17 protein-coding genes are annotated in these 20,442 nt (G+C 61.1%); 15 read left to right on the top strand and 2 right to left on the bottom strand.

Annotated elements, in window-relative coordinates; translation table 11 throughout:
• The 8 genes from mrdA (at position 1) to AC07RZ_RS08165 (ending at position 8,689) form a co-directional block, all read left to right on the top strand.
• Entirely contained in the window at positions 1 to 1,977 is a 1,977-nt protein-coding gene (gene mrdA, locus AC07RZ_RS08200; protein WP_494667588.1) for a penicillin-binding protein 2, read from the top strand.
• Positions 1,978 to 2,000: 23 nt separating this feature from the next.
• Positions 2,001 to 3,113 carry a rod shape-determining protein RodA gene (gene rodA, locus AC07RZ_RS08195; protein WP_092395411.1) on the top strand — a complete coding sequence of 371 codons (1,113 nt, stop codon included), beginning with the start codon at positions 2,001 to 2,003 and terminating at the stop codon, positions 3,111 to 3,113.
• 78 nt (positions 3,114 to 3,191) lie between these two features.
• Positions 3,192 to 4,277 carry a septal ring lytic transglycosylase RlpA family protein gene (locus AC07RZ_RS08190; RefSeq protein WP_494667587.1) on the top strand — a complete coding sequence of 362 codons (1,086 nt, stop codon included), beginning with the start codon at positions 3,192 to 3,194 and terminating at the stop codon, positions 4,275 to 4,277.
• Positions 4,278 to 4,483: 206 nt separating this feature from the next.
• Positions 4,484 to 5,329, top strand: coding sequence for a phosphonate ABC transporter ATP-binding protein (gene phnC / locus AC07RZ_RS08185; RefSeq protein ID WP_144738295.1), 846 nt, complete (start codon positions 4,484 to 4,486; stop codon positions 5,327 to 5,329).
• A gap of 51 nt (positions 5,330 to 5,380) precedes the next feature.
• Positions 5,381 to 6,355, top strand: a complete 975-nt coding sequence (gene phnD / locus AC07RZ_RS08180; protein ID WP_494667586.1) for a phosphonate ABC transporter substrate-binding protein — start codon at positions 5,381 to 5,383, stop codon at positions 6,353 to 6,355.
• A gap of 27 nt (positions 6,356 to 6,382) precedes the next feature.
• Positions 6,383 to 7,162, top strand: a complete 780-nt coding sequence (phnE, locus tag AC07RZ_RS08175) for a phosphonate ABC transporter, permease protein PhnE (protein WP_371326566.1) — start codon at positions 6,383 to 6,385, stop codon at positions 7,160 to 7,162.
• Between the two features lie 140 nt (positions 7,163 to 7,302).
• The gene (locus AC07RZ_RS08170; RefSeq protein ID WP_494667585.1) at positions 7,303 to 7,809 is read left to right on the top strand and encodes a GNAT family N-acetyltransferase; all 507 of its coding nucleotides are present in this window, start codon (positions 7,303 to 7,305) and stop codon (positions 7,807 to 7,809) included.
• Positions 7,810 to 7,837: 28 nt separating this feature from the next.
• Positions 7,838 to 8,689, top strand: a complete 852-nt coding sequence (locus AC07RZ_RS08165) for a D-hexose-6-phosphate mutarotase (RefSeq protein WP_494667584.1) — start codon at positions 7,838 to 7,840, stop codon at positions 8,687 to 8,689.
• Here the strand turns inward: AC07RZ_RS08165 and fmt are convergent.
• Together fmt and def are read right to left on the bottom strand one after the other, a co-directional pair.
• On the bottom strand, positions 8,686 to 9,639 hold the full coding sequence (gene fmt, locus AC07RZ_RS08160) for a methionyl-tRNA formyltransferase (protein WP_494667583.1): 954 nt from the start codon (positions 9,637 to 9,639) through the stop codon (positions 8,686 to 8,688). The two genes, AC07RZ_RS08165 and fmt, sit on opposite strands and share 4 nt — an antisense overlap.
• Positions 9,640 to 9,732: 93 nt before the next feature.
• Positions 9,733 to 10,263 (bottom strand): peptide deformylase, encoded by a 531-nt coding sequence (gene def / locus AC07RZ_RS08155; protein WP_144738301.1) that lies wholly within the window; start codon positions 10,261 to 10,263, stop codon positions 9,733 to 9,735.
• A 172-nt stretch (positions 10,264 to 10,435) separates the two neighbouring features.
• Here def and AC07RZ_RS08150 point away from each other — a divergent pair, with 172 nt between their 5' ends.
• From AC07RZ_RS08150 to AC07RZ_RS08120, 7 genes are all read left to right on the top strand, one after another.
• Positions 10,436 to 11,500: a LysM peptidoglycan-binding domain-containing protein gene (locus AC07RZ_RS08150; RefSeq protein ID WP_494667582.1), complete on the top strand. Its 1,065-nt coding sequence runs from the start codon at positions 10,436 to 10,438 to the stop codon at positions 11,498 to 11,500.
• Between the two features lie 108 nt (positions 11,501 to 11,608).
• Positions 11,609 to 12,721, top strand: coding sequence for a DNA-processing protein DprA (gene dprA / locus AC07RZ_RS08145; protein ID WP_494667708.1), 1,113 nt, complete (start codon positions 11,609 to 11,611; stop codon positions 12,719 to 12,721).
• A gap of 171 nt (positions 12,722 to 12,892) precedes the next feature.
• A complete protein-coding gene (locus tag AC07RZ_RS08140; RefSeq protein ID WP_014008079.1) occupies positions 12,893 to 13,372 on the top strand; it encodes a Smg family protein in 480 nt (159 codons plus the stop codon).
• A gap of 258 nt (positions 13,373 to 13,630) precedes the next feature.
• Positions 13,631 to 16,258, top strand: coding sequence for a DNA topoisomerase III (locus tag AC07RZ_RS08135; RefSeq protein ID WP_144738303.1), 2,628 nt, complete (start codon positions 13,631 to 13,633; stop codon positions 16,256 to 16,258).
• 151 nt (positions 16,259 to 16,409) lie between these two features.
• Positions 16,410 to 17,588 (top strand): pyridoxal phosphate-dependent aminotransferase, encoded by a 1,179-nt coding sequence (locus AC07RZ_RS08130; RefSeq protein ID WP_494667581.1) that lies wholly within the window; start codon positions 16,410 to 16,412, stop codon positions 17,586 to 17,588.
• 196 nt (positions 17,589 to 17,784) lie between these two features.
• Positions 17,785 to 18,741, top strand: coding sequence for a sugar ABC transporter substrate-binding protein (locus tag AC07RZ_RS08125; protein WP_144738305.1), 957 nt, complete (start codon positions 17,785 to 17,787; stop codon positions 18,739 to 18,741).
• A 93-nt stretch (positions 18,742 to 18,834) separates the two neighbouring features.
• Positions 18,835 to 20,430 (top strand): sugar ABC transporter ATP-binding protein, encoded by a 1,596-nt coding sequence (locus AC07RZ_RS08120; RefSeq protein WP_494667580.1) that lies wholly within the window; start codon positions 18,835 to 18,837, stop codon positions 20,428 to 20,430.
• Positions 20,431 to 20,442: the final 12 nt, after the last annotated feature.

Here is a 20,442-nt window from a genome sequence, read left to right as displayed (position 1 = left end):
ATGACCGAATTCAAAAACACCGAACACGAATTGCGCAAGTTCCGCCTGCGGATTACCGCGGCCGTGGCTTTTGTGCTGATCTGCTTCGGCTTGCTCGGCGCGCGTTTTATCTGGCTGCAGGTGGTGCGCCACGATGCCTACGCAGCGCAAGCCGAGGACAACCGGATTTCGCTGGTGCCGGTGGTGCCGAACCGCGGCCTGATCATGGACCGCAACGGCGTCATCCTGGCGCGCAATTATTCCGCCTACACGCTGGAAATCACCCGCTCCAAAATCCGCGGCGACCTGGAAGGCGTGATCGACGAGCTGGCGCAGGTAGTCAGCATCACGCCGAAAGACCGGCGCCGTTTCAAGAAGCTGCTGGAAGATTCCAAGAGTTTCGCCAGCCTGCCGATCCGCACCCGCCTGACCGACGAAGAAGTGGCGCGCTTCACCGCGCAGCGCTACCGCTTCCCGGGGATTGACGTGCAGGCGCGCCTGTTCCGCCAGTATCCGCTGGGCGAAGTGGCGGCGCACGTGATCGGCTACATCGGCCGCATCAACCAGAAAGACGCCGACCGCATCGACGACAGCGAGGACGCCGCCAACTACAAAGGCACCAGCTACATCGGCAAGGACGGCCTGGAAAAGAGCTACGAACAGCAGCTGCACGGCAACACCGGCTACGAAGAAATCGAAATCGCCGCCAGCGGCCGCGCCGTGCGCAGCATGTCGCATGTCTCGGCGACGCCGGGCAACAACCTGATCCTGTCGATCGACATCGAATTGCAGAAGGTGGTGGAGGAAGCATTCGGCGACCGCCGCGGCGCGCTGGTGGCGATCGAACCGTCCACCGGCGACGTGCTGGCATATGTCTCGCAGCCATCGTTCGATCCCAACCTGTTTGTCGAAGGCATCGACCAGCAAAGCTGGGACGAGCTGAACAACTCGCCCGACCATCCCCTGATCAACCGCCCCATGAGCGGCAGCTATGCTCCGGGCTCGACCTACAAGCCGTTCATGGCGCTGGCGGCGCTGGAGCTGGGCAAGCGCACACCGGCTTTCGCGATCAACGATATCGGCTATTTCATGCTGGGCGGCCACCGTTTCCGCGACGACAAGGTGGGCGGCCACGGCCGGGTCGACATGTACAAATCGATCGTGGTTTCCTGCGACACTTATTACTACATGCTGGCCAACGACCTCGGTCCTGACACTATCCACGATTTCATGAAACCCTTCGGTTTCGGCCAGCTGACCGGCATCGACCTGGAACATGAACAGCGCGGCATCCTGCCGTCGACCGACTGGAAGCGCAAATACTACAAACGCGTGGCGGCCCAGAAATGGGTAGGCGGCGACACCATTTCGCTTGGCATCGGCCAGGGTTTCAATGCTTTCACGCCGTTGCAGATGGCGCACGCAGTGGCGACCCTGGTCAACGACGGCGTGGTGATGAAGCCGCACCTGGTCAAGATCATCGAAGACGGCGTCACGCGCCAGCACACCCAGACGGTGCCGAAGGAAAGCTACCGCATCCCGCTGAAGCAGGAAAACATCGATTTCATCAAACGCGCCATGGTCGGCGTCACGCATGAAGGCACCGGCGCCAGGGTGTTTGCCGGCGCCGGCTACGAGTCGGGCGGCAAGACCGGTACGGCGCAGGTGGTCGGCATCAAGCAGGGGGAAAAATACGATGCCAAGAAACTCAATGCGCGCATGCACGATCACGCCTGGTACACCGCGTTCGCTCCGGCCGACAAGCCGCGCATCGCGATCGCCGTGATTGTCGAGAACGGCGGCTTCGGCGCGGCGGCGGCGGCGCCGATAGTGCGCAAGGCGCTGGATTATTATTTGCTGGGCAAGCGTCCCGGCGATGGCAACAAGGCTGCGGTGCTGGAAGAAGAGCCGGCGCCGGTCGAGGAAGACGCGAAGCCGGCGGACGGCGCCGACAACAGCTACAAGCCGGGCGAAGAAACGCCAGGCAACAGGGAATAAGCGGGAATGAGCGAGAGCAAGCGATGAGCCTGAGCGATAAACACCACTGGCTGCGCAGCATCAAATCGCATATTGCGGTATTTGACGGCGCGCTGTCGCTGATCATTTTCCTGATCCTGGCGGTCGGCATTGTCACCTTGTATTCGGCCGGCATCGATTTCCCGGGCCGGGTCGAGGACCAGCTGCGCAATATCCTGGTGGCGTTTGTCATCATGTGGGTTGCCGCCAACGTGCCGCCGCAGACCCTGATGCGGTTTGCCGTGCCGATTTATACGATAGGGGTGGCGCTGCTGATTGCGGTGGCCGTGTTCGGCATCGTCAAGAAAGGTTCGCGCCGCTGGATCAATGTCGGCGTCGTGATCCAGCCCTCCGAGATCATGAAAATCGCCATGCCGCTGATGCTGGCCTGGTATTTCCAGAAACGCGAAGGCATGATCAGCTGGCGCGATTACCTGGTGGCGGCGGTGATGCTGGCGCTGCCGGTCGGCCTGATCATTCGCCAGCCGGACCTGGGCACCGGCACCCTGGTGCTGGCCGCGGGCTTCTACGTGATCTTCCTGGCGGGCTTGTCATGGCGCGTGCTGATCGGCCTGGCGGTCGCCGCCGGCGCCAGCCTGCCGGTGCTGTGGTCGGTGCTGCACGATTACCAGCGGCAGCGGGTGATGATGCTGATCGACCCTACTTCGGATCCGCTCGGCAAAGGTTTCCATATCATCCAGTCAACCATCGCGGTCGGATCCGGCGGCGTGTTTGGCAAGGGCTGGCTGAAAGGCACGCAAGCGCACCTGGAGTTCATCCCGGAACGCACCACGGACTTCATTTTTGCGGTATTTTCTGAAGAATTCGGTCTGATCGGCAACTGCGTCCTGCTGTTCCTCTACATTTTGCTGATCGGGCGCGGCATGATGATCGCCGCCAATGCGCCAACCATGTTTACGCGCTTGCTGGCCGGGTCCATCACCTTGATTTTCTTTACTTATGCATTCGTTAACATGGGCATGGTCAGCGGCATCTTGCCGGTGGTCGGCGTACCGTTGCCGTTCATGAGCTACGGCGGCACCGCGCTGGTGACGCTGGGGCTGGGCGCCGGCATACTGATGAGCATCCAGCGCCATCGCAAGCTGATACAGACTTGAGTACGTTGAACTTGTGCGGCCGGAACCGGGTCCATTGATGCAATTATCTGTTTTGAATCGCCATCTCCAGGAGAGTGCATGCTAGGGCGCCGCCACAACGTTGCTACATATTCCAGCGCCTTGCTGCTGTCGCTGATCCTGGCCGGCTGCGGCACCTCGCCGAAAACCTCTTCAGTCCCGGCCGCCCCGGCCAAATCGGGCGCAGGCGGCATCGCCGGCCGCAACGTGCCGGCGCTGCCGCCTGCCGGCTCCGGCCGCGGCGGCTACTACAAGGATGACGGCCCGGGCGATTCCGCCCCTGAAGGGCTGCTGGACACCCCGGACGCCGTGCCCGTGGTTGAACCCTACTCGCGTACCGGCAACAAGCCTTATGTCGTATTTGGCAAGACCTACACGCCGATGACCGACGACCAGCCGTTCAAGCAACGCGGCATCGGCAGCTGGTACGGCAAGAAATTCCATAAGCAAAAGACATCCTCCGGCGAGCTGTACGACATGTACAAGATGACCGCCGCCCATCCGACCTTGCCGATTCCTTCCTATGCGCGGGTAACCAACCTGAAGACCGGCGCCCAGGTGATCGTGCGGGTCAACGACCGCGGTCCGTTCCACTCTAGCCGCATCATCGACCTGTCCTACACCGCGGCGCTGAAGCTCGGTTACCTGGGCAGCGGCAGCAGCCAGCTGGAAGTGGAGCGCTTGCTGCCGGCCGACATCATCGCGCTGAACAAACAGCGCGGCAGCGCGCCGGCGCCGCAGGCCGCGGCATTGCCGGCAACTGCGGCCACCGAGCCGTCCAGGGATAACACGGCGCCTGCCGTGGTCACGACCGAATCGGTCGACATGCCGGTGCTGACGGCGCAACCGCTGCTGATCAGCCAGACGTCGCCAACGCCGGCAGCAGCCCCTGCCGCCAGCAATAGCTCGCTGGCGGCAGGTTTCTACCTGCAGTTCGGCGCCTATGCACAGCAAGCCAATGCGGACGGCGCGCGTTCCCGCCTGATGCTGGAGCTGTCCGGCGTCGTGACATCGCTCGACAGCGTTGCGGTGAACGGCATGTATCGTCTATATGCCGGACCGTATTCCAGCCGCGCTGACGCCGACAGCATCCTGCAGCAGATCCGGCAACGTTCCGGCGCCACGGCGATTGTCGTGCAGCGTTAGCAGATTTACTACCTTCCCCCTTGTTCTTCCTTGCCATCGTTGCATGGCAACGTACTCTGCTGCGTTCGCTTCCTTGAGCCTGGATAGGCCCTGACCGTGGCGCCAGGCCTGGTTTTCGGTAACCGAATGGTCACACAAATTTCATACGCCTGACATATTTGACCGCAATACTTCCGCCATTCAAAAGCGTAACGGCGGTACATATCATGGTTGAAATCAAAGGTTTGTCAAAGACGTTCCGCGGCGGTTTCCGCGCTCTCGACAATGTCAGCCTGCGCTTCGCGCAAGGCGAAATGGTGGCCTTGATCGGTGCATCCGGTTCTGGAAAATCGACTCTTTTGCGCCATATTTCCGGATTGATGGCTGCAGATAACAGCGGCGGCACAATCTCCATCGATGGCCGGTCAGTCCAGAAGGACGGCGTGGTCGACCGTAACATCCGCGCGGTGCGCGCCAACGTCGGTTTCGTCTTCCAGCAATTCAACCTGGTGGGCCGGCTGCCGGTGCTGACCAATGTCCTGACCGGCGGCCTGTCGCGCATGCCGCTCTGGCGCAGCTGCTTCAAACTGTTTACCGCCGAAGAAAAGGCATTGGGCCTGGAAGCGCTGGCGCGGGTCGGCATTTCCGACCATGCGTACAAACGCGCGTCCGCGCTCTCGGGCGGCCAGCAGCAACGTGCCGCGATTGCCCGCACTATCGTGCAGAAGGCGCGCGTGGTGCTGGCTGACGAACCGATCGCCTCGCTCGACCCGGAGTCGGCGCGGCGCGTGATGCAGACGCTGGCCGACGTCAACCAGCGCGACGGCAGTACGGTCCTGGTGTCGCTGCACCAGGTCGATGTCGCCTTGCGCTTCTGCCCGCGCACGGTGGCTTTGCATAAAGGCCGCGTGGTATACGACGGCCCTTCCAGCGCCCTGACCGAGCCGATGCTGCGTGAACTGTACGGCAGCGAAGCGGAAGACATCCTGGGCGGCTCCAACACCTTGACCCGGCCCGCTGTAGCCGTACCAACGCCTTTCGACAGCGTGCCGGCGCTGGCGGTGGCAGCCTGAAATACATCTCGTCATTGAATATCACCTCTTTCCACTCAGGAGTTCCACATCATGTTTGCAAAATTATTTTCCGGCGCCGCGATCATCATGGCGATGCTGGCAGCGTCGGCTGCGCACGCCGATGACGTCAAGGTGCTGAACTTCGGCATCATTTCAACCGAATCGTCGAAAAACCTGAAGCAGGACTGGCAGCCGGTGCTCGATGAGCTGAGCAAGCGCACCGGCATCAAGGTCAACGGCTTCTTTGCTTCCGACTACGCCGGCATCATCGAAGGCATGCGCTTCGGCAAGGTGCAGATGGGCTGGTTCGGCAACAAGTCGGCGATGGAAGCTGTCGACCGTGCGAGCGGCGAAGTGTTCGCGCATGTGGTCAATCCGGACGGCAGCGCCGGCTACTACAGCCTGGTGGGCGTGCAGAAGGACAGCCCGAACAAGAGCATCGAAGACATCTTGAAAAACGCCAAGAGCCTGACCTTCGGCATCGGCGATCCGAATTCGACGTCTGGTTTCCTGGTTCCTAGCTACTACATTTTTGCGAAGAACAATGTCGATTCGAAGACAGCGTTCAAGGTGATCCGCACTTCGAATCATGAAGCCAACATCCTGGCGGTCGCCAACAAGCAGATCGACGCCGCCGTGTTTGCTTCCGACACCATGGCCCGCATCGAAGAGCGCCAGCCGGCTGTCGCCAAGGAAGTCCGGATCGTCTGGAAATCGCCGCTGATCGCCGCCGATCCGCTGGTATGGCGCAAGGACTTGCCGGCCGACCTCAAGGCCAAGATCAAGGAATTTTTCGTCACCTACGGCAAGACCGGTCCTAACGCTGCGCAGGAAAAAGCGCAGCTGGCCAAGCTGGAATACAGCGGCTTTGAAGAATCCAGCGATGCGCAGCTGAACCCGATCCGCCAGCTCGAACTGTTCAAGCAAAAGGGCAAGCTGGAAGCGGACGCCAACCTCAGCGCCGACGACAAGAAAGCCAAGCTGGACGATATCAACCGCAAATTGTCCGACCTGGCCAAATCCTAAGCAATGACAAGTCCTGCATCCCTGAAAATGGAAACCGCGTTTCCCGCGCCGCCCAAGCAATCGATAGGCCGCACCCTGTTCTGGGGCGTGCTGCTGGCAGTCCTGATCGCTTCCTGGCGCGGGGCCGACATGCGGCCGCTGGAACTGCTGCGCGACGGCGGCAACATGGGCACCTACGCCGCCAGTTTTTTCCCGCCCGATTTCCATGACTGGCGCACCTACCTGCAGGAATTGATCGTGACCATACAGATCGCGGTCTGGGGTACGGCGCTGGCAGTGGTGTGCGCAGTGCCCTGCGGGTTGCTGGCTTCGTCGAATATCGCGCCGGCCTGGGTCAACCAGCCGGTGCGGCGTTTGATGGATGCGGCGCGCGCCATCAATGAAATGGTGTTTGCGATGCTGTTCGTGGTGGCGGTCGGGCTGGGGCCGTTTGCCGGCGTGTTGGCCTTGTTTGTGGCGACCACAGGCACCTTGTCCAAGCTGTTTTCGGAAGCGGTCGAAGCCATCGATCCGCAGCCGGTCGAGGGAATACGCGCCACCGGCGCCAATGCCCTGGAAGAGATTGTCTACGGCGTGCTGCCGCAAGTGATGCCGTTGTGGATTTCCTACGTGCTGTATCGCTTCGAAGCCAATGTCCGTTCGGCAACGGTAGTCGGCATGGTCGGCGCCGGCGGCATCGGCGTGATTTTATGGGAAGTGATCCGCAGCTTCGAATATGGCCAGACTTGCGCCGTGCTGATCATGATCGTGCTGGCGGTCAGCATGATCGACCTGGTTTCGTCGCGTTTGCGCAAATTGTTTATTTAAATATTTCGTTTCAGTTTTCATATCAGGAACCGGCGCGCCGCCTGCGATTTCCCGCAAGGCGGCCGCGCCGTTTTTCTACGTGCTGGATTTTCGGTATAGTCTTTACTCTCTCGAATAATTTCGACACGGAGTAAAGAGCAATGACTTCCGCCGTTTCCGACCATTCCTTGCCGCACGTGACAGTGCGCCAGGCCACGCCTGGCGACGCCGAGGTCCTGGTGGCGCTGCTGGCCGAAATGGATGATGAGCCGGTCCGCGCCACGCTGGATGCCGAAGGCGCACGCCAGATCATGGCCAGGATGGCCGCCTATCCATACTTCCGGGCGTTCCTGGTGTTTGCCGACGGGGTAGCGGTCGGCACTTTCAGCCTGCTGGTTTTCTGCAGCCTGACCCATGAAGGCAGCGAACAGGCCGTGATGGACGCCGTCGTCATCAGCCGCACTTGCCGCGGCCAGGGCATCGGCAGCGTGATGCTGGACCACGCGGTGCGCATCGCCGGCGAGGCCGGCTGCTACAAGATTGCGCTGTCGTCCAACCTGAAGCGCATGGACGCGCATCGCTTCTATGAACATTTCGGCTTCACGCAGCACGGGATCAGTTTGGCGGTCCCGCTTCCGCAATCGGTAAACGGACGAACTGCTGCATGATGTGCTGCCAGCGACGGGAGAAATGATTATGCTAAATCCAGAAAACCTGCAAGAAACCAACGATTTCATCATTGCCATCGCGGCCGATGGCGCGCGGGTGGAGGTGGCGCTGCACGGCGCCCACGTCTGTTCCTGGCGCGGGCCGGACGGCGTCGAGCGCCTGTTCATGAGTCCGCTGAATTCATGGCGCAGCGATGCGGCTATCCGCGGCGGCATCCCGGTGATTTTCCCGCAGTTCGCCAGCGAAGGACCGTTGCCGAAACATGGCTTTGCCCGCCTTAGCGCGTGGGCCTTGCTGGAGTCTTCGCGGCAGCTGGACGGCAGCGGGCTGGTCCGTCTCGGGCTGGCCGATTCAGAGCAGACCAGGCAGGTCTTTCCATACGCCTTCGCGCTTGAACTGCGCATCACATTTTCCGGCCAGAACCTGAATACCGAGCTGGTCGTGACAAATACCGGCAAGCAGCCCTTCGCATTCACCTGCGCCTTGCATACCTATCTGGATGCGCATGTCGCGGAGGCTGCCCTGTACGGGCTGCAAGGCTATCGTTATCGCGATTCGGTCGACAATCGCCGCATCAAGATTGCGGAGGAGGAGACCTTGCATATCGCCGAGGAGGTTGACCGGGTGTATTTCGCGGTCGACAAACCGATTACCCTAAGCGGCCGCAAGCAAAGCATGATTGCGACCCAGGCCGGGTTTGCCGATGCGGTGGTGTGGAATCCCTGGGAAAACGGCTGTGCAAAAATTGCCGACCTGAAGCTGGATTCTTACCGGCATTTTGTCTGCATCGAGGCCGCCGCGGTTGAGCATCCGGTCCTGCTGGCGCCGGACGCGAGCTGGAGCGGCGCCCAAAACCTGGAGTGCGTGCTGGTCGCCTAGTTGAATTTGCCGCCTTGCATCGGGAAGGCTTTCAGGAACTCGGCCGCTGGCAGGCGCTTGCCGCCCGGTTTCTGCAGTTCGGTGATGCGCAATGCTCCGCTGCCGCACGCCGCGATCACGCCATCTTGCGGATCGGCGCTGATGATCGTTCCCGCCGCATGCTTGCCGTCGCCGGCCAAGGCTTGCGCCTGCCACAGCTTCAGGGTGACCCCGGCGAACACGGCGCAGGCGGCCGGGAACGGGTTGAATGCGCGTATTTTTCGCTCCAGGATTTCGGCCGGCAGCGAGAAATCGAGGACGGCTTCTTCCTTGCTGATCTTGGCGGCGTAGGTTACGCCTTGCTCCGGCTGCGGTGTTGTCGGCAGGGCGTCCTGCTCCAGGCGGCGCAGCGCTTCGACAATCATGTCGCCGCCGAGTTTTGCCATCTTGTCATGCAGCGTGCCGGTGGTATCGCTGGCGCCGATCGCCATTTTTTCGATCAGCAGCATCGCTCCCGTATCCAGCCCCTGGTCCATTTGCATGATGGTGATGCCGGTCTCGCTGTCGCCGGCTTCGATCGCCCGGTGGATAGGCGCCGCGCCGCGCCAGCGCGGCAGCAGCGAACCGTGGATGTTGAGGCAGCCGCGCGGCGGGATGTCCAGCACGCTGAGCGGCAGGATCAGGCCGTAGGCAGCCACCACCATGATGTCGTGCGGCGTGTTGCGGAGCAGTTCATGCGCTTCCCTGGCGACGTCCGGGTACTTACCGTCTAGCCGCAGCGATACCGGCTGCGCCACCGGCATCTGGTGCTCCAGCGCGAATTGCTTGACCGGCGATGCATGCAGCTGCATGCCGCGGCCGGCCGGGCGGTCGGGCTGGGTCAGCACCAGCGGGATCTGATGGCCGGCGTCGTGCAAGGCCTTGAGCGCCACGGCGGCGAATTCGGGAGTTCCGGCGAAGATGATTTTCATGAGGGCGATGGTACAGGAGGCCGAAATAGTTGCGGGACAAAGTGCAGGAACCGGGTTCCTTGCATTTTGTCCCGCAATATATAAAAAGATTGCTTATCTTGTAGCGTATTGCTTGTCGCGTTTCTGTTCGCGCTCTTCCTTGAGCATCTTGGCCTTGATCCGGTTGCGTTTCAGCGGTGACAGGTATTCGACGAAAACCTTGCCCTTCAGGTGATCCATTTCATGCTGGATGCATACCGCCAGCAAGCCGTCGGCATCGACTTCAAACGGATTGCCGTCGGCATCCAGGGCGCGCACCTTGACGCGCGCAGGGCGTTCGACGCCGTCGTAGACGCCGGGCACCGACAGGCAGCCTTCGTCGTAAACCTGCTTTTCTTCGCTGGCCCAGAGGATTTCGGGATTGATGAAAACCCGCAGGTCGGTGCCGGTATCGGAAGTGTCGATCACCACCAGCTGTTCGTGGACGTCGACTTGCGAAGCAGCCAGCCCGACGCCCGGCGCTTCGTACATGGTTTCGGCCATGTCGGCGATCAATTTTTTGAGCCGTGTGTCAAAAACTGTCACTGGCTTGGCAATTTTGTGCAAACGGACGTCAGGATAACGCAGGATATTTAATAAGGACATACAAGATTGCGTGACAATTTAGGCGGTTTGGAAGGGGTTTTCTCTTGCTAGTTCAATCGATTATGGGCAAAATTTGATTCACTATGGCAAGTTTTTTGCTTTGCCGATCAAAGCCGTGGCGACGAAACGAGGGTGTAGGCGCCAATTTAACGCAGTATCCACCGGAAACAATATGAAAAAGTTTAGCACAGCTGCACTCCTTCTTGCTTTAAGTGCCGGATTTGGCGGCATGGCCCATGCCCAAGCGGTCAAGACCATGCGTTGTGAATTCTTGCCCAATGCCCCGGATCAGCACGTTGTAGTGCGTGGCGATACGCTGTGGGGAATCTCCGGGCAGTTCCTGCAACATCCATGGTGCTGGCCGCAGGTGTGGGGCCTGAACCAGGACCAGATCCGCAATCCGCACTGGATCTATCCAGGCCAGATCGTCTATTTCGACCGCGTCAACGGCCGCCTGCGCCTCGGCAAGTCGGCCGGCGAGCCCGGCGTCGTGAAGTTGTCGCCGCAAACGCGCGTACAAGGCATCGGCCGCGATGCGATCAGCGCCATTTCCACCGATGCCATCGGACCGTTCTTGTCGCAGCCGCTGATCGTTGAAGACGACGCGCTGGACAGTTCGCCGCATATCGTGGCGGTCCAGGATGGCCATCTGAACCTCGGCAAGGGCGACAAGGCCTATGTCCGCGGCGACCTGGCGGACGCCAGCGCGTTCCAGGTATTCCGTCCAGGCAATCCGCTCAAGGATCCTGACACCGGCAAGGTGATCGCTAATGAAGCGCTGTACCTCGGCACCTTGAAGCTGGAGCGCAGAGGCAAGACTCCTGACGAAGCGGCTACATTCAGCGTGGTCGACACCAAGGAAGAAATGCAGGTCGGCGACCGCATCATTCCGCGCCCGGTCGAACCGATCCTGAATTATGTGCCGCATGCGCCTGCCGGCGAAGTCAACGCCCGCGTGGTCTCGGTCTACGGCGGCGTGGCGGCTGCAGCGCAGAACCAGATCCTCAGCATCAACCGCGGCAAGGCTGACAATATCGATATCGGCACCGTGCTGCAGCTGTACCGTTTCGGCAAGACCATCAAGGATCCTGCCGATCACAACAACAAGGTCAAGCTGCCGGACGAACAATACGGTACCCTGTTCATTTTCCGTGTCTTCAACCATATTTCCTATGGCCTGATCATGGAAGTCCAGAATACGGTCGACATCGGCGATATCGCCAGGTCGCCGGAATAAAGGTGTTTGCTGCTGTTGGCCACGATAAACAACGATACTCTTGATGACGATGGCGGCGGTGTAAGCGGCCGCCCGCCAGCCGCTTACACCGCAACCGACGCCGATGAGCTGGCAGCCTGGTTGCGCCTTGAGCAGACTGCCGGCGTCGGTGCGGAAACCGCGCGCCGGCTGCTGGCGGCCTTCGGCCTTCCGGCCAATATCTTCTCCTCTTCCTTTTCTGCCTTGCACAAGGTGGTGCCCGAGCGCATTGCCTATGCTTTGCTGGCGGCGCCGTCGGATGCTGTCCAGGCGCTGACAGAGCGCACCCGGGAATGGCTGCTGCAGCCTGGCAACCGGCTGCTCACGCTGGCTGACAGCAGCTACCCGCAAGCCTTGCTGGATATTTCCGATCCGCCGCTGATGCTGTACGTGAAGGGGCGCACCGAACTGCTGGAGCGGCCGGCCATGGCTGTGGTTGGCAGCCGCAACGCTACGGTCCAGGGCGTCGCCAATGCCGACCGGTTTGCTGAAATCCTCAGCCAGCGCGGCCTCACCATCATCTCCGGCATGGCTCTGGGAATAGACGCCGCCGCCCACCAGGGCGCTTTGCGCGGCGCTGCCGGCAGGCCCGAGGGCGGCAGTACGGTGGCAGTGATCGGTACCGGCGCCGACATCGTCTACCCGGCCCGCAATCGCGGCCTGGCGCACCAGATTGCCGAGGCCGGCTGCATTGTCAGCGAGTATCCGCTGGGCATGCCCGGTGTCGCCGCCAACTTCCCGCGCCGCAACCGCATCATTTCAGGCTTGGCACGCGGCGTGCTGGTAGTCGAAGCAGCGGCGCAATCCGGTTCGTTGATCACTGCCAGGATGGCGGCCGAGCAGGGACGAGACGTATTTGCGATCCCCGGTTCGATCCATTCACCGCTGTCGAAAGGCTGCCACCAGCTGATCAAGCAGGGCGCCAAGCTGGTGGAGTCGGCCCAGGATATCCTGGAGGAACTGGGCAGCTTGCAGGCGGCCGCGGCGATCCCCGCAGAACCGGCAGTCGCGCCTGGCGCTGCGCCGGCTGACAGCGGCGGCCAGGAACTGCTTGCGATACTCGGGTATGATCCGGTCGGTTTTGACGAGCTGGCGGCGCGCAGCGGCAGCGATGCGGCTAGCTTGAGCGGACAGCTGCTGGAACTGGAACTGGCAGGTTTGGTAGAGGTTTTACCCGGCGCAATTTACCGCCGCGCCGGCTGATGCCGGCAAGGCAAAAGAATGATGCTATTTTGCCATTTCGGGCAGTCTGGCATAAATCTGCGATACTAGTATACGTATACCGTTGGCTGAAACGGCTTTATTGCCCGGTGTTTTTAAGCTTACCCTTGTACTTTGCTTGTCTTACCCTTACCTTAGCGATACAGTAGAACCATGTTTGAAGTCCTTGTTTATCTGTATGAAACTTATTATCGGCCCGACGCCTGCCCTGAACCGGAGGCCTTGGTCAAGAAGCTGTCGGCGATCGGCTTTGAAGAAGAAGAGATAGCCAAGGCGCTCGGCTGGCTGACGGACCTGGCGGAAACCAACCACGAGTTCGCCGACAAATACCCGCAGCAAACCGCTTTTTCTTTTGGCATCCGCATCTACGCCCAGCAAGAGATCGACGTGCTGGGCATTCCTGCGATTGGCTTCATCCAGTTCCTGGAGTCGGCCAAGATGCTCAACCCGGTGCAACGCGAGATTGTCATTGAGCGCGCGTTGACCGTCAGCGAGACTCCGGTCCCGCTCGACAAACTCAAGGTGATCGTATTGATGGTGCTATGGAGCCAAGGCAAGGAGCCGGACGGCCTGATGTTCGACGAGCTGTTTCTCGACGAAGACGACGACCCTGAGCCGCGCCAGCTGCATTAAACGCGACTTTCACCTGCTGCATGCTGGCTAGATTTCGGTCTTGCTGCTTGCGACTTTTCCAACAACCCGCTTATCATTGGCCGCATTATGCGGCGCCGGCCGTGAAACCTGCCGCGAATTACTGCTACGAGTTTGCTGCGGGAGTTTACTGATATATTACGGGTGATTTCCTGTTGGCAACTAAATTTCCGGACTGCCGCGGCGAGCCAAAGCAAAAACATGCGCTGAAATGATGCGCGCAACTTTCGAGACAACACTATGAGCAAGACCCTCATCATTGCTGAGAAACCTTCTGTCGCGAACGATATCGCGAAGACGCTCGGCGGCTTCACCAAGCACGATGAGTACTTTGAATCCGACGAATACGTCCTGTCCTCGGCGGTCGGCCACCTGCTGGAAATCGCCGTTCCCGAAGAATACGACGTCAAGCGCGGCAAATGGACTTTCACCCACCTGCCGATGATCCCGCCGCATTTTGCGCTGAACCCGATCGCCAAGACCGAGTCGCGCCTCAAGGTGCTCAACAAGCTGATCAAGCGCAAGGATGTCACCTCCCTGATCAATGCCTGCGACGCCGGGCGCGAAGGCGAGCTGATTTTCCGCCTGATCGCGCAATATACGAAAGCCAAGCAGCCGGTCAAGCGGCTCTGGCTGCAATCGATGACGCCGGGCGCGATACGCGACGGCTTCACCCACCTGCGCGAAGACAAGGACATGCTGCCGCTGGCCGACGCTGCCCGCTGTCGCAGCGAAGCGGACTGGCTGATCGGCATCAACGGCACGCGCGCAATGACCGCCTTCAATTCGAAAGAAGGCGGTTTCTATTTGACCACCGTGGGCCGGGTGCAGACGCCGACCCTGTCGATCGTGGTCGAGCGCGAAGAGAAGATCAAGAAGTTCGTGCCGCGCGATTTCTGGGAAGTGCGCGCCGAGTTTGTCTGCGCCGCCGGCATCTACGAGGGCCGCTGGCTAGATACCGCGCACAAGAAGGATGAAACCGATCCGGAAAAACGCGCCGAGCGCCTGTGGAGCAAGGCTGCCGCCGAATCCATCGTGGCTGCCTGCCGCGGCAAGCTGGGCACGGTGCGCGAAGAGTCGAAGCCGACCACCTCGATGGCGCCGGCGCTGTTCGACCTGACCAGCCTGCAGCGCGAAGCCAACTCGCGTTTCGGTTTTTCCGCCAAAAACACCCTGGGCCTGGCCCAGGCGCTGTACGAAAAGCACAAGGTGCTGACTTACCCGCGTACCGATTCGCGCCACCTGCCGGAAGATTACCTGAGCACCGTCAAGCAGACGCTGGAGACGGTATCGGAGAACAACAACTACCAGCAGTTCGCCGCGCAGATCCTGAACAAGGGCTGGGTCAAGCCGAACAAGCGCATCTTCGACAACACCAAGATCAGCGATCACTTTGCGATCATCCCGACCACGCAGGCGCCGAAGAACCTGTCGGAGCCGGAACAAAAGCTGTACGACCTGGTGACACGCCGTTTCATGGCCGTATTTTTCCCTGCCGCGGAGTTCCAGGTCACCACCCGCTTTACCGAAGTTTCCGGCCATCAGTTCAAGACTGAAGGCAAGGTCATGACGAATCCGGGCTGGCTGGCGATCTACGGCAAGGAAGCCGCGGATGAAAAGGATCCGGAAAACAGCGGCACGCTGGTTGCGGTAGCCAAGGACGAGAAGGTCAAGACCGACAAGATCACCGCCAACGGCCTGGTCACCAAACCGCCGGCGCGCTACACCGAAGCGACCTTGCTGTCGGCGATGGAAGGCGCGGGAAAACTGCTGGACGACGGCGACCTGCGCGAAGCGATGGCCGGCAAGGGCCTCGGCACGCCGGCGACGCGAGCCGCGATCATCGAAGGTCTGCTGAACGAAAAATACCTGCTGCGCGAAGGCCGGGAAATGATGCCGACCGCCAAGGCGTTCCAGCTGATGACCTTGCTGCACGGCCTCGGCGTCGACGAACTGACTGAGCCTGAGCTGACCGGCGAGTGGGAGTACAAGCTGTCGCAGATCGAACGCGGCACCATCAGCCGTGAAGAATTCATGCGCGAGATCGCGCAGCTGACCCAGATCATCGTCAAGCGCGCCAAGGAATACGATAACGACACCATCCCCGGCGACTATGCGACCTTGCTGGCGCCATGCCCGAACTGCGGCAGCGTGGTCAAGGAAAACTATCGCCGTTTCGCCTGCACCAAATGCGAATTCTCGATGAGCAAGACGCCGGGCAGCCGCCAGTTCGAAATCCCTGAAGTCGAAGAATTGCTGACCAAGCGCACCATCGGCCCGTTGCAAGGATTCCGTTCGAAGATGGGCCGTCCGTTTGCCGCGATCCTGAAGATCAGCCGCGACGAAGAGATCAAGAACTACAAGCTGGAATTCGACTTCGGCCAGAACGACGGCGAAGGCGAAGACGGCGAGGGTGTCGATTTCACCGGCCAGACCGCGCTGGGGCCTTGCCCGAAATGCGGCAACGGCGTCTACGAGATGGGCCTGGCTTACGTCTGCGAGAAATCGGTAGCGAAACCGAAGGCTTGCGATTTCCGCAGCGGCCGCATCATCCTGCAGCAGGAAATCCTGCCGGAGCAAATGGTCAAGCTGCTGAACGACGGCAAGACTGACTTGTTGCCAGGCTTCATTTCGCAGCGTACGCGCCGTCCGTTCAAGGCTTTCCTGGTCAAGGGCAAGGACGGCAAGGTCAGCTTCGAGTTTGAAGAACGCAAAGCCAAGGCGCCGCCGAAGGGTAAGGCGAAAGCCGCAGCTGTCGAAGGCGAAGAGGGCGAAGCGGCAGCGGTAGCGAAGAAGCCGGCTGTCAAGAAACCGGCGGCGAAAAAGGCCGCGCCAAAACGGGTGGTCGCCAAACGCAAAGCTGCATAAAGCTTTGCCGGCACCTGAAGAAGCCGCTCGTTGAGCGGCTTTTTTATTGCTGCGAACAGGGCGCCGGGCACTGGCTCGGTGATTTTGCCGTGCCACCGCCGGCCATGCTTCGGCTACACTTGCTTATCGCTTTCGCCCACCGGATATTGCCATGCCCCTGGATCATCCTGCCGTTGCCCGCGCCGTGGTGCGCCAACTGGAAGCTTCGCGCATCCGCGAAGTGGCCAACGTCGGCATGGGCCGCAGCGATGTCTTGCCGTTCTGGTTCGGCGAACCGGACCAGGTGACTCCAAGCTTCATCCGCGATGCGGCCAAGGCTGGGCTGGATGACGGCGATACCTTCTATACCCATAACTATGGCATCCCGCCTTTACGGGCGGCGATCGCGGCTTATTTGTCCGCTTTGCACCAGCCCATCGGCGCCGACCGGATCGCCGTCACTTCGTCCGGTGTATCGGCGCTGATGGTGCTGTCGCAGCTGATCATCAGTCCCGGCGACCGCGTGGTGGCGGTGACGCCGCTGTGGCCGAATGTCGCCGAGATTCCGAAGATCCTCGGCGCCGAGGTGACGCGGGTGGCGCTGCAGTTCGGCCAGACCTGGGAGCTCGACCTGCAGCGGCTGCTGGACGCCTTGACGCCGGATACCCGCGCGGTCCTGCTGAACTCGCCCAACAATCCGACCGGCTGGGTCATGCCGCGTGAACAGCAGGAGATCGTCCTGGCGCACTGCCGCCGGCACGGCATCTGGATCGTGGCCGACGACGTCTATGAGCGGCTGGTGTACACCGGCCAGCCCGATGCGCCGCAATGCGCGCCATCCTTCCTGGATATCGCCGCTGCCGACGACCGCCTGATTTCCTCCAACAGCTTTTCCAAATCGTGGCTGATGACCGGCTGGCGGCTAGGATGGCTGGTAGCGCCGCCGACCTTGATGACGGACATCGGCAAGCTGATCGAGTACAACACTTCCTGCGCGCCCGGCTTCGTGCAGCGCGCCGGCGTAGTCGCCATCGAGCGCGGCGATGAAATCATCGGCGCCACGGTGGCCCGTTATCGCGCGGCGCGCGATTTCCTGTACCAGCGCCTGAATGCTTTGCCGGGAATTACGGCGCCGCGGCCCAAGGGTGCGATGTATCTGTTTTTCCGCGTCGACGGCGCCAGCGACAGCCTGGCGCTGTGCAAGCAGCTGGTGCGCGAGGCCGGCCTTGGCCTGGCGCCTGGCAATGCCTTCGGTCCCGAAGGCGAAGGTTATGTGCGCTGGTGTTTTGCCAGTTCGCTCGAGCGCCTGGAAGACGGCGTGCAGCGGCTGGAGCGCTTTCTTTCTGCCTGATCCGGCATCTGTTTAATCAGCCGGGTTTCCCTGGCTAGCCGCCGCCCGGGCGGTTCATTGTGGTTTTGGCAAGCAATGCAACGGCCTTGAGTTTTGGCTGGATCTGGTGCTATCATCGAAACGCGCAAACGTTTGCGCGTTCCAAATGATGGCACGACAAACATGCCGCTCAACAACAAATTTCAGGAGACTTTCGATGAATACCCGTATCCGCCTCAAGCTGATTGCCGCCACCGTCCTGGTCTGCGCATTGCCGTCCCTGCCAGCCATGGCGCAGACCGCTGCCAAACCGAAGGTCGCGCTAGTCATGAAATCGCTCGCCAATGAATTTTTCCTGACCATGGAAAACGGCGCCAAGGAACACCAGAAGGCGCATGCCGCCCAGTATGACTTGCTTGCCAACGGCATCAAGGATGAACAAGACACTGCCAACCAGATCAAGATCGTCGAACAGATGATCGTTTCCAAGGTCAACGGCCTGGTGATCGCTCCGGCCGACTCCAAGGCGCTGGTGCCTGTCATCAAGAAAGCCATCGACGCCGGCATCATCGTGGTCAATATCGACAACAAGCTGGATGACGCCGCCCTCAAGGAAAAAGGCATCAGCGTGCCGTTCGTCGGCCCGGATAACCGCAAGGGCGCCAAGCTGGTCGGCGACTACCTGGCCAAGCAGATCAAGAGCGGCGACAAGGTCGGCATCATCGAAGGCGTGTCGACCACCATCAATGCGCAGCAGCGCACCCTGGGCTTCCAGGATGCAATGAGCGCGGCCGGCGCCAAGGTCGTCGGCGTGCAATCGGGCCAGTGGGAAATGGCGCCGGGCAACCAGATCGCTGCCGCCATGCTGAATGCGCATCCTGACATCAAGGCATTGTTGGCCGGCAACGACAACATGGCCCTGGGCGCAGTCGCCGCGGTCAAGGCCGCAGGCAAGACCGGCAAGGTGCTGGTGGTCGGCTACGACAACATCAACGCCATCAAGCCGATGCTGAAAGACGGCCGCGTCCTGGCGACAGCCGACCAGTTCGCTTCGCAGCAAGCAGTGTTCGGCATCGAGACGGTATTGAAAGCGATTACCGACAAGAAGGCCCAGAACACGCTCGGCGGCACCGTCGAGACCAAGGTCGCGCTGGTGACGAAAGACAGCAAGTAATCTAATTAATTGCGCAACCGCGCGGGGCAAGGCAGAAAGTACCTTGCCTTGCTCCGCCAAGCATAACTACAGCTGTCGCTGCTGGAGTACAGAATGTCCAATGAATCCATGGCGACGGCGCGCTCCGACGGGCGCGCCGCTGCATCCGCAGTTCCCATGTTGAGTTTGAGCGGTATCGGCAAGACCTATGTCGAGCCGGTCTTGAGCGATGTCTCGATCAGCATCAGCCCGGGCCAGATCCTGGCCCTGACCGGTGAAAACGGCGCCGGCAAAAGCACGCTGTCGAAAATCGTCTGCGGCCTGGTCGATCCCACCACGGGCAGCATGCTGCTCGACGGCCAGCGCTACCAGCCAGGTTCGCGCAAGGAAGCCGAGCATCTCGGCATCCGCATGGTGATGCAGGAACTGAACCTGATCCCGACCCTGAGCATTGCTGAAAACCTGTATTTCAACCAGCTGCCGCATCGCTTCGGCTGGATCGACAAGGCCAGGCTGGCAGAGGATACGCGGATCCAGATGGCGGCGGTAGGATTGACCGACCTCGACCCCTGGACGCCGGTCGGCGAACTGGGCGTGGGCCACCAGCAAATGGTGGAAATCGCGCGCAACCTGATCGGCAGCTGCCGCTTGCTGGTGCTCGACGAGCCGACCGCCATGCTGACCAGCCGCGAAGTCGAACTGCTGTTTACGCAGATTGCCCGGCTGCAGTCGGAGGGCGTTGCCATCATCTATATTTCGCATCGGCTGGAAGAGCTGAAGCAGGTGGCCGACCGCATTGCTGTTTTGCGCGACGGCCAGCTAGTGTGCGACGACGCCATCGGCGGCTACAGCACCGATGCGCTGGTGCAGTTGATGGTCGGCCGCGCCGCCGAAGCCGAGCTGGATCTTGGCCATCGCACCATCGGGGCGCCGTTGCTGCGCGTGCGCAATATCGGACGCGGCAAGGCGGTTGCGCCGACTTCATTCGATTTGCGCGCCGGCGAAATCCTCGGCGTTGCCGGCCTGATCGGCTCCGGCCGCACCGAATTGCTGCGCCTTGTTTTCGGGGCCGACCGGGCCGACCAGGGCGAGGTATTCATCGGCGATCAAGCGCAGCCGGCAAAAATCTCATCGCCGAAAGACGCTATTGCAGCCGGCATCGCCATGATCACCGAAGACCGCAAGAGCCAGGGTTTGCTGCTGCCGCAATCGATCGGCTTGAACACGACGCTGGCCAAGCTCGCGGCGGTCAGCAAATTCGGCGTGCTTGACCAGCAAGCTGAAGCCGGGGTTGCCGGCGATTACATCAAGCGCCTGCGGATCCGCTCGCGCAACGGCATGCAGGCGGCAGGAGAACTGTCCGGCGGCAACCAGCAGAAGGTGGTGATTGCGCGCTGGCTGTACCGCGATTGCCCGATCATGCTGTTCGACGAACCGACCCGCGGCATCGACATCGGCGCCAAGTTCGATATCTACAAGCTGCTGGCCGAACTGTCGCGCCAAGGCAAGGGACTGCTGATCGTATCGAGCGACCTGCGCGAACTGATGCTGATCTGCGACCGCATCGCGGTGATGAGCGCCGGCAAGCTGGTCGACACGTTCGAGCGCGGCCGGTGGAGCCAGGAGACGATCCTGGCGGCGGCCTTCAGCGGCTACATGAACGGCAACGGCAACGCTCCTGCAGACACTGCAGCCGCGCAAGCTGCCTGAAGTCCTTAACCT

The sequence above is a fragment of the Collimonas sp. GW821-FHT07E08 genome, from assembly GCF_059418905.1.
Note: the sequence above shows the minus strand (reverse complement) of the source record. Positions and strands in the feature narration are given on the sequence as shown.

Bases quoted from the DNA above. Each gene is read 5' to 3' on its own strand.
- mrdA (WP_494667588.1), top strand. From the start codon at position 1: ATGACCGAATTCAAAAACACCGAACACGAATTGCGCAAGTTCCGCCTG.
- rodA (WP_092395411.1), top strand. From the start codon at position 2,001: ATGAGCCTGAGCGATAAACACCACTGGCTGCGCAGCATCAAATCGCAT.
- AC07RZ_RS08190 (WP_494667587.1), top strand. From the start codon at position 3,192: ATGCTAGGGCGCCGCCACAACGTTGCTACATATTCCAGCGCCTTGCTG.
- phnC (WP_144738295.1), top strand. From the start codon at position 4,484: ATGGTTGAAATCAAAGGTTTGTCAAAGACGTTCCGCGGCGGTTTCCGC.
- phnD (WP_494667586.1), top strand. From the start codon at position 5,381: ATGTTTGCAAAATTATTTTCCGGCGCCGCGATCATCATGGCGATGCTG.
- phnE (WP_371326566.1), top strand. From the start codon at position 6,383: ATGGAAACCGCGTTTCCCGCGCCGCCCAAGCAATCGATAGGCCGCACC.
- AC07RZ_RS08170 (WP_494667585.1), top strand. From the start codon at position 7,303: ATGACTTCCGCCGTTTCCGACCATTCCTTGCCGCACGTGACAGTGCGC.
- AC07RZ_RS08165 (WP_494667584.1), top strand. From the start codon at position 7,838: ATGCTAAATCCAGAAAACCTGCAAGAAACCAACGATTTCATCATTGCC.
- fmt (WP_494667583.1), bottom strand. From the start codon at position 9,639: ATGAAAATCATCTTCGCCGGAACTCCCGAATTCGCCGCCGTGGCGCTC.
- def (WP_144738301.1), bottom strand. From the start codon at position 10,263: ATGTCCTTATTAAATATCCTGCGTTATCCTGACGTCCGTTTGCACAAA.
- AC07RZ_RS08150 (WP_494667582.1), top strand. From the start codon at position 10,436: ATGAAAAAGTTTAGCACAGCTGCACTCCTTCTTGCTTTAAGTGCCGGA.
- AC07RZ_RS08140 (WP_014008079.1), top strand. From the start codon at position 12,893: ATGTTTGAAGTCCTTGTTTATCTGTATGAAACTTATTATCGGCCCGAC.
- AC07RZ_RS08135 (WP_144738303.1), top strand. From the start codon at position 13,631: ATGAGCAAGACCCTCATCATTGCTGAGAAACCTTCTGTCGCGAACGAT.
- AC07RZ_RS08130 (WP_494667581.1), top strand. From the start codon at position 16,410: ATGCCCCTGGATCATCCTGCCGTTGCCCGCGCCGTGGTGCGCCAACTG.
- AC07RZ_RS08125 (WP_144738305.1), top strand. From the start codon at position 17,785: ATGAATACCCGTATCCGCCTCAAGCTGATTGCCGCCACCGTCCTGGTC.
- AC07RZ_RS08120 (WP_494667580.1), top strand. From the start codon at position 18,835: ATGTCCAATGAATCCATGGCGACGGCGCGCTCCGACGGGCGCGCCGCT.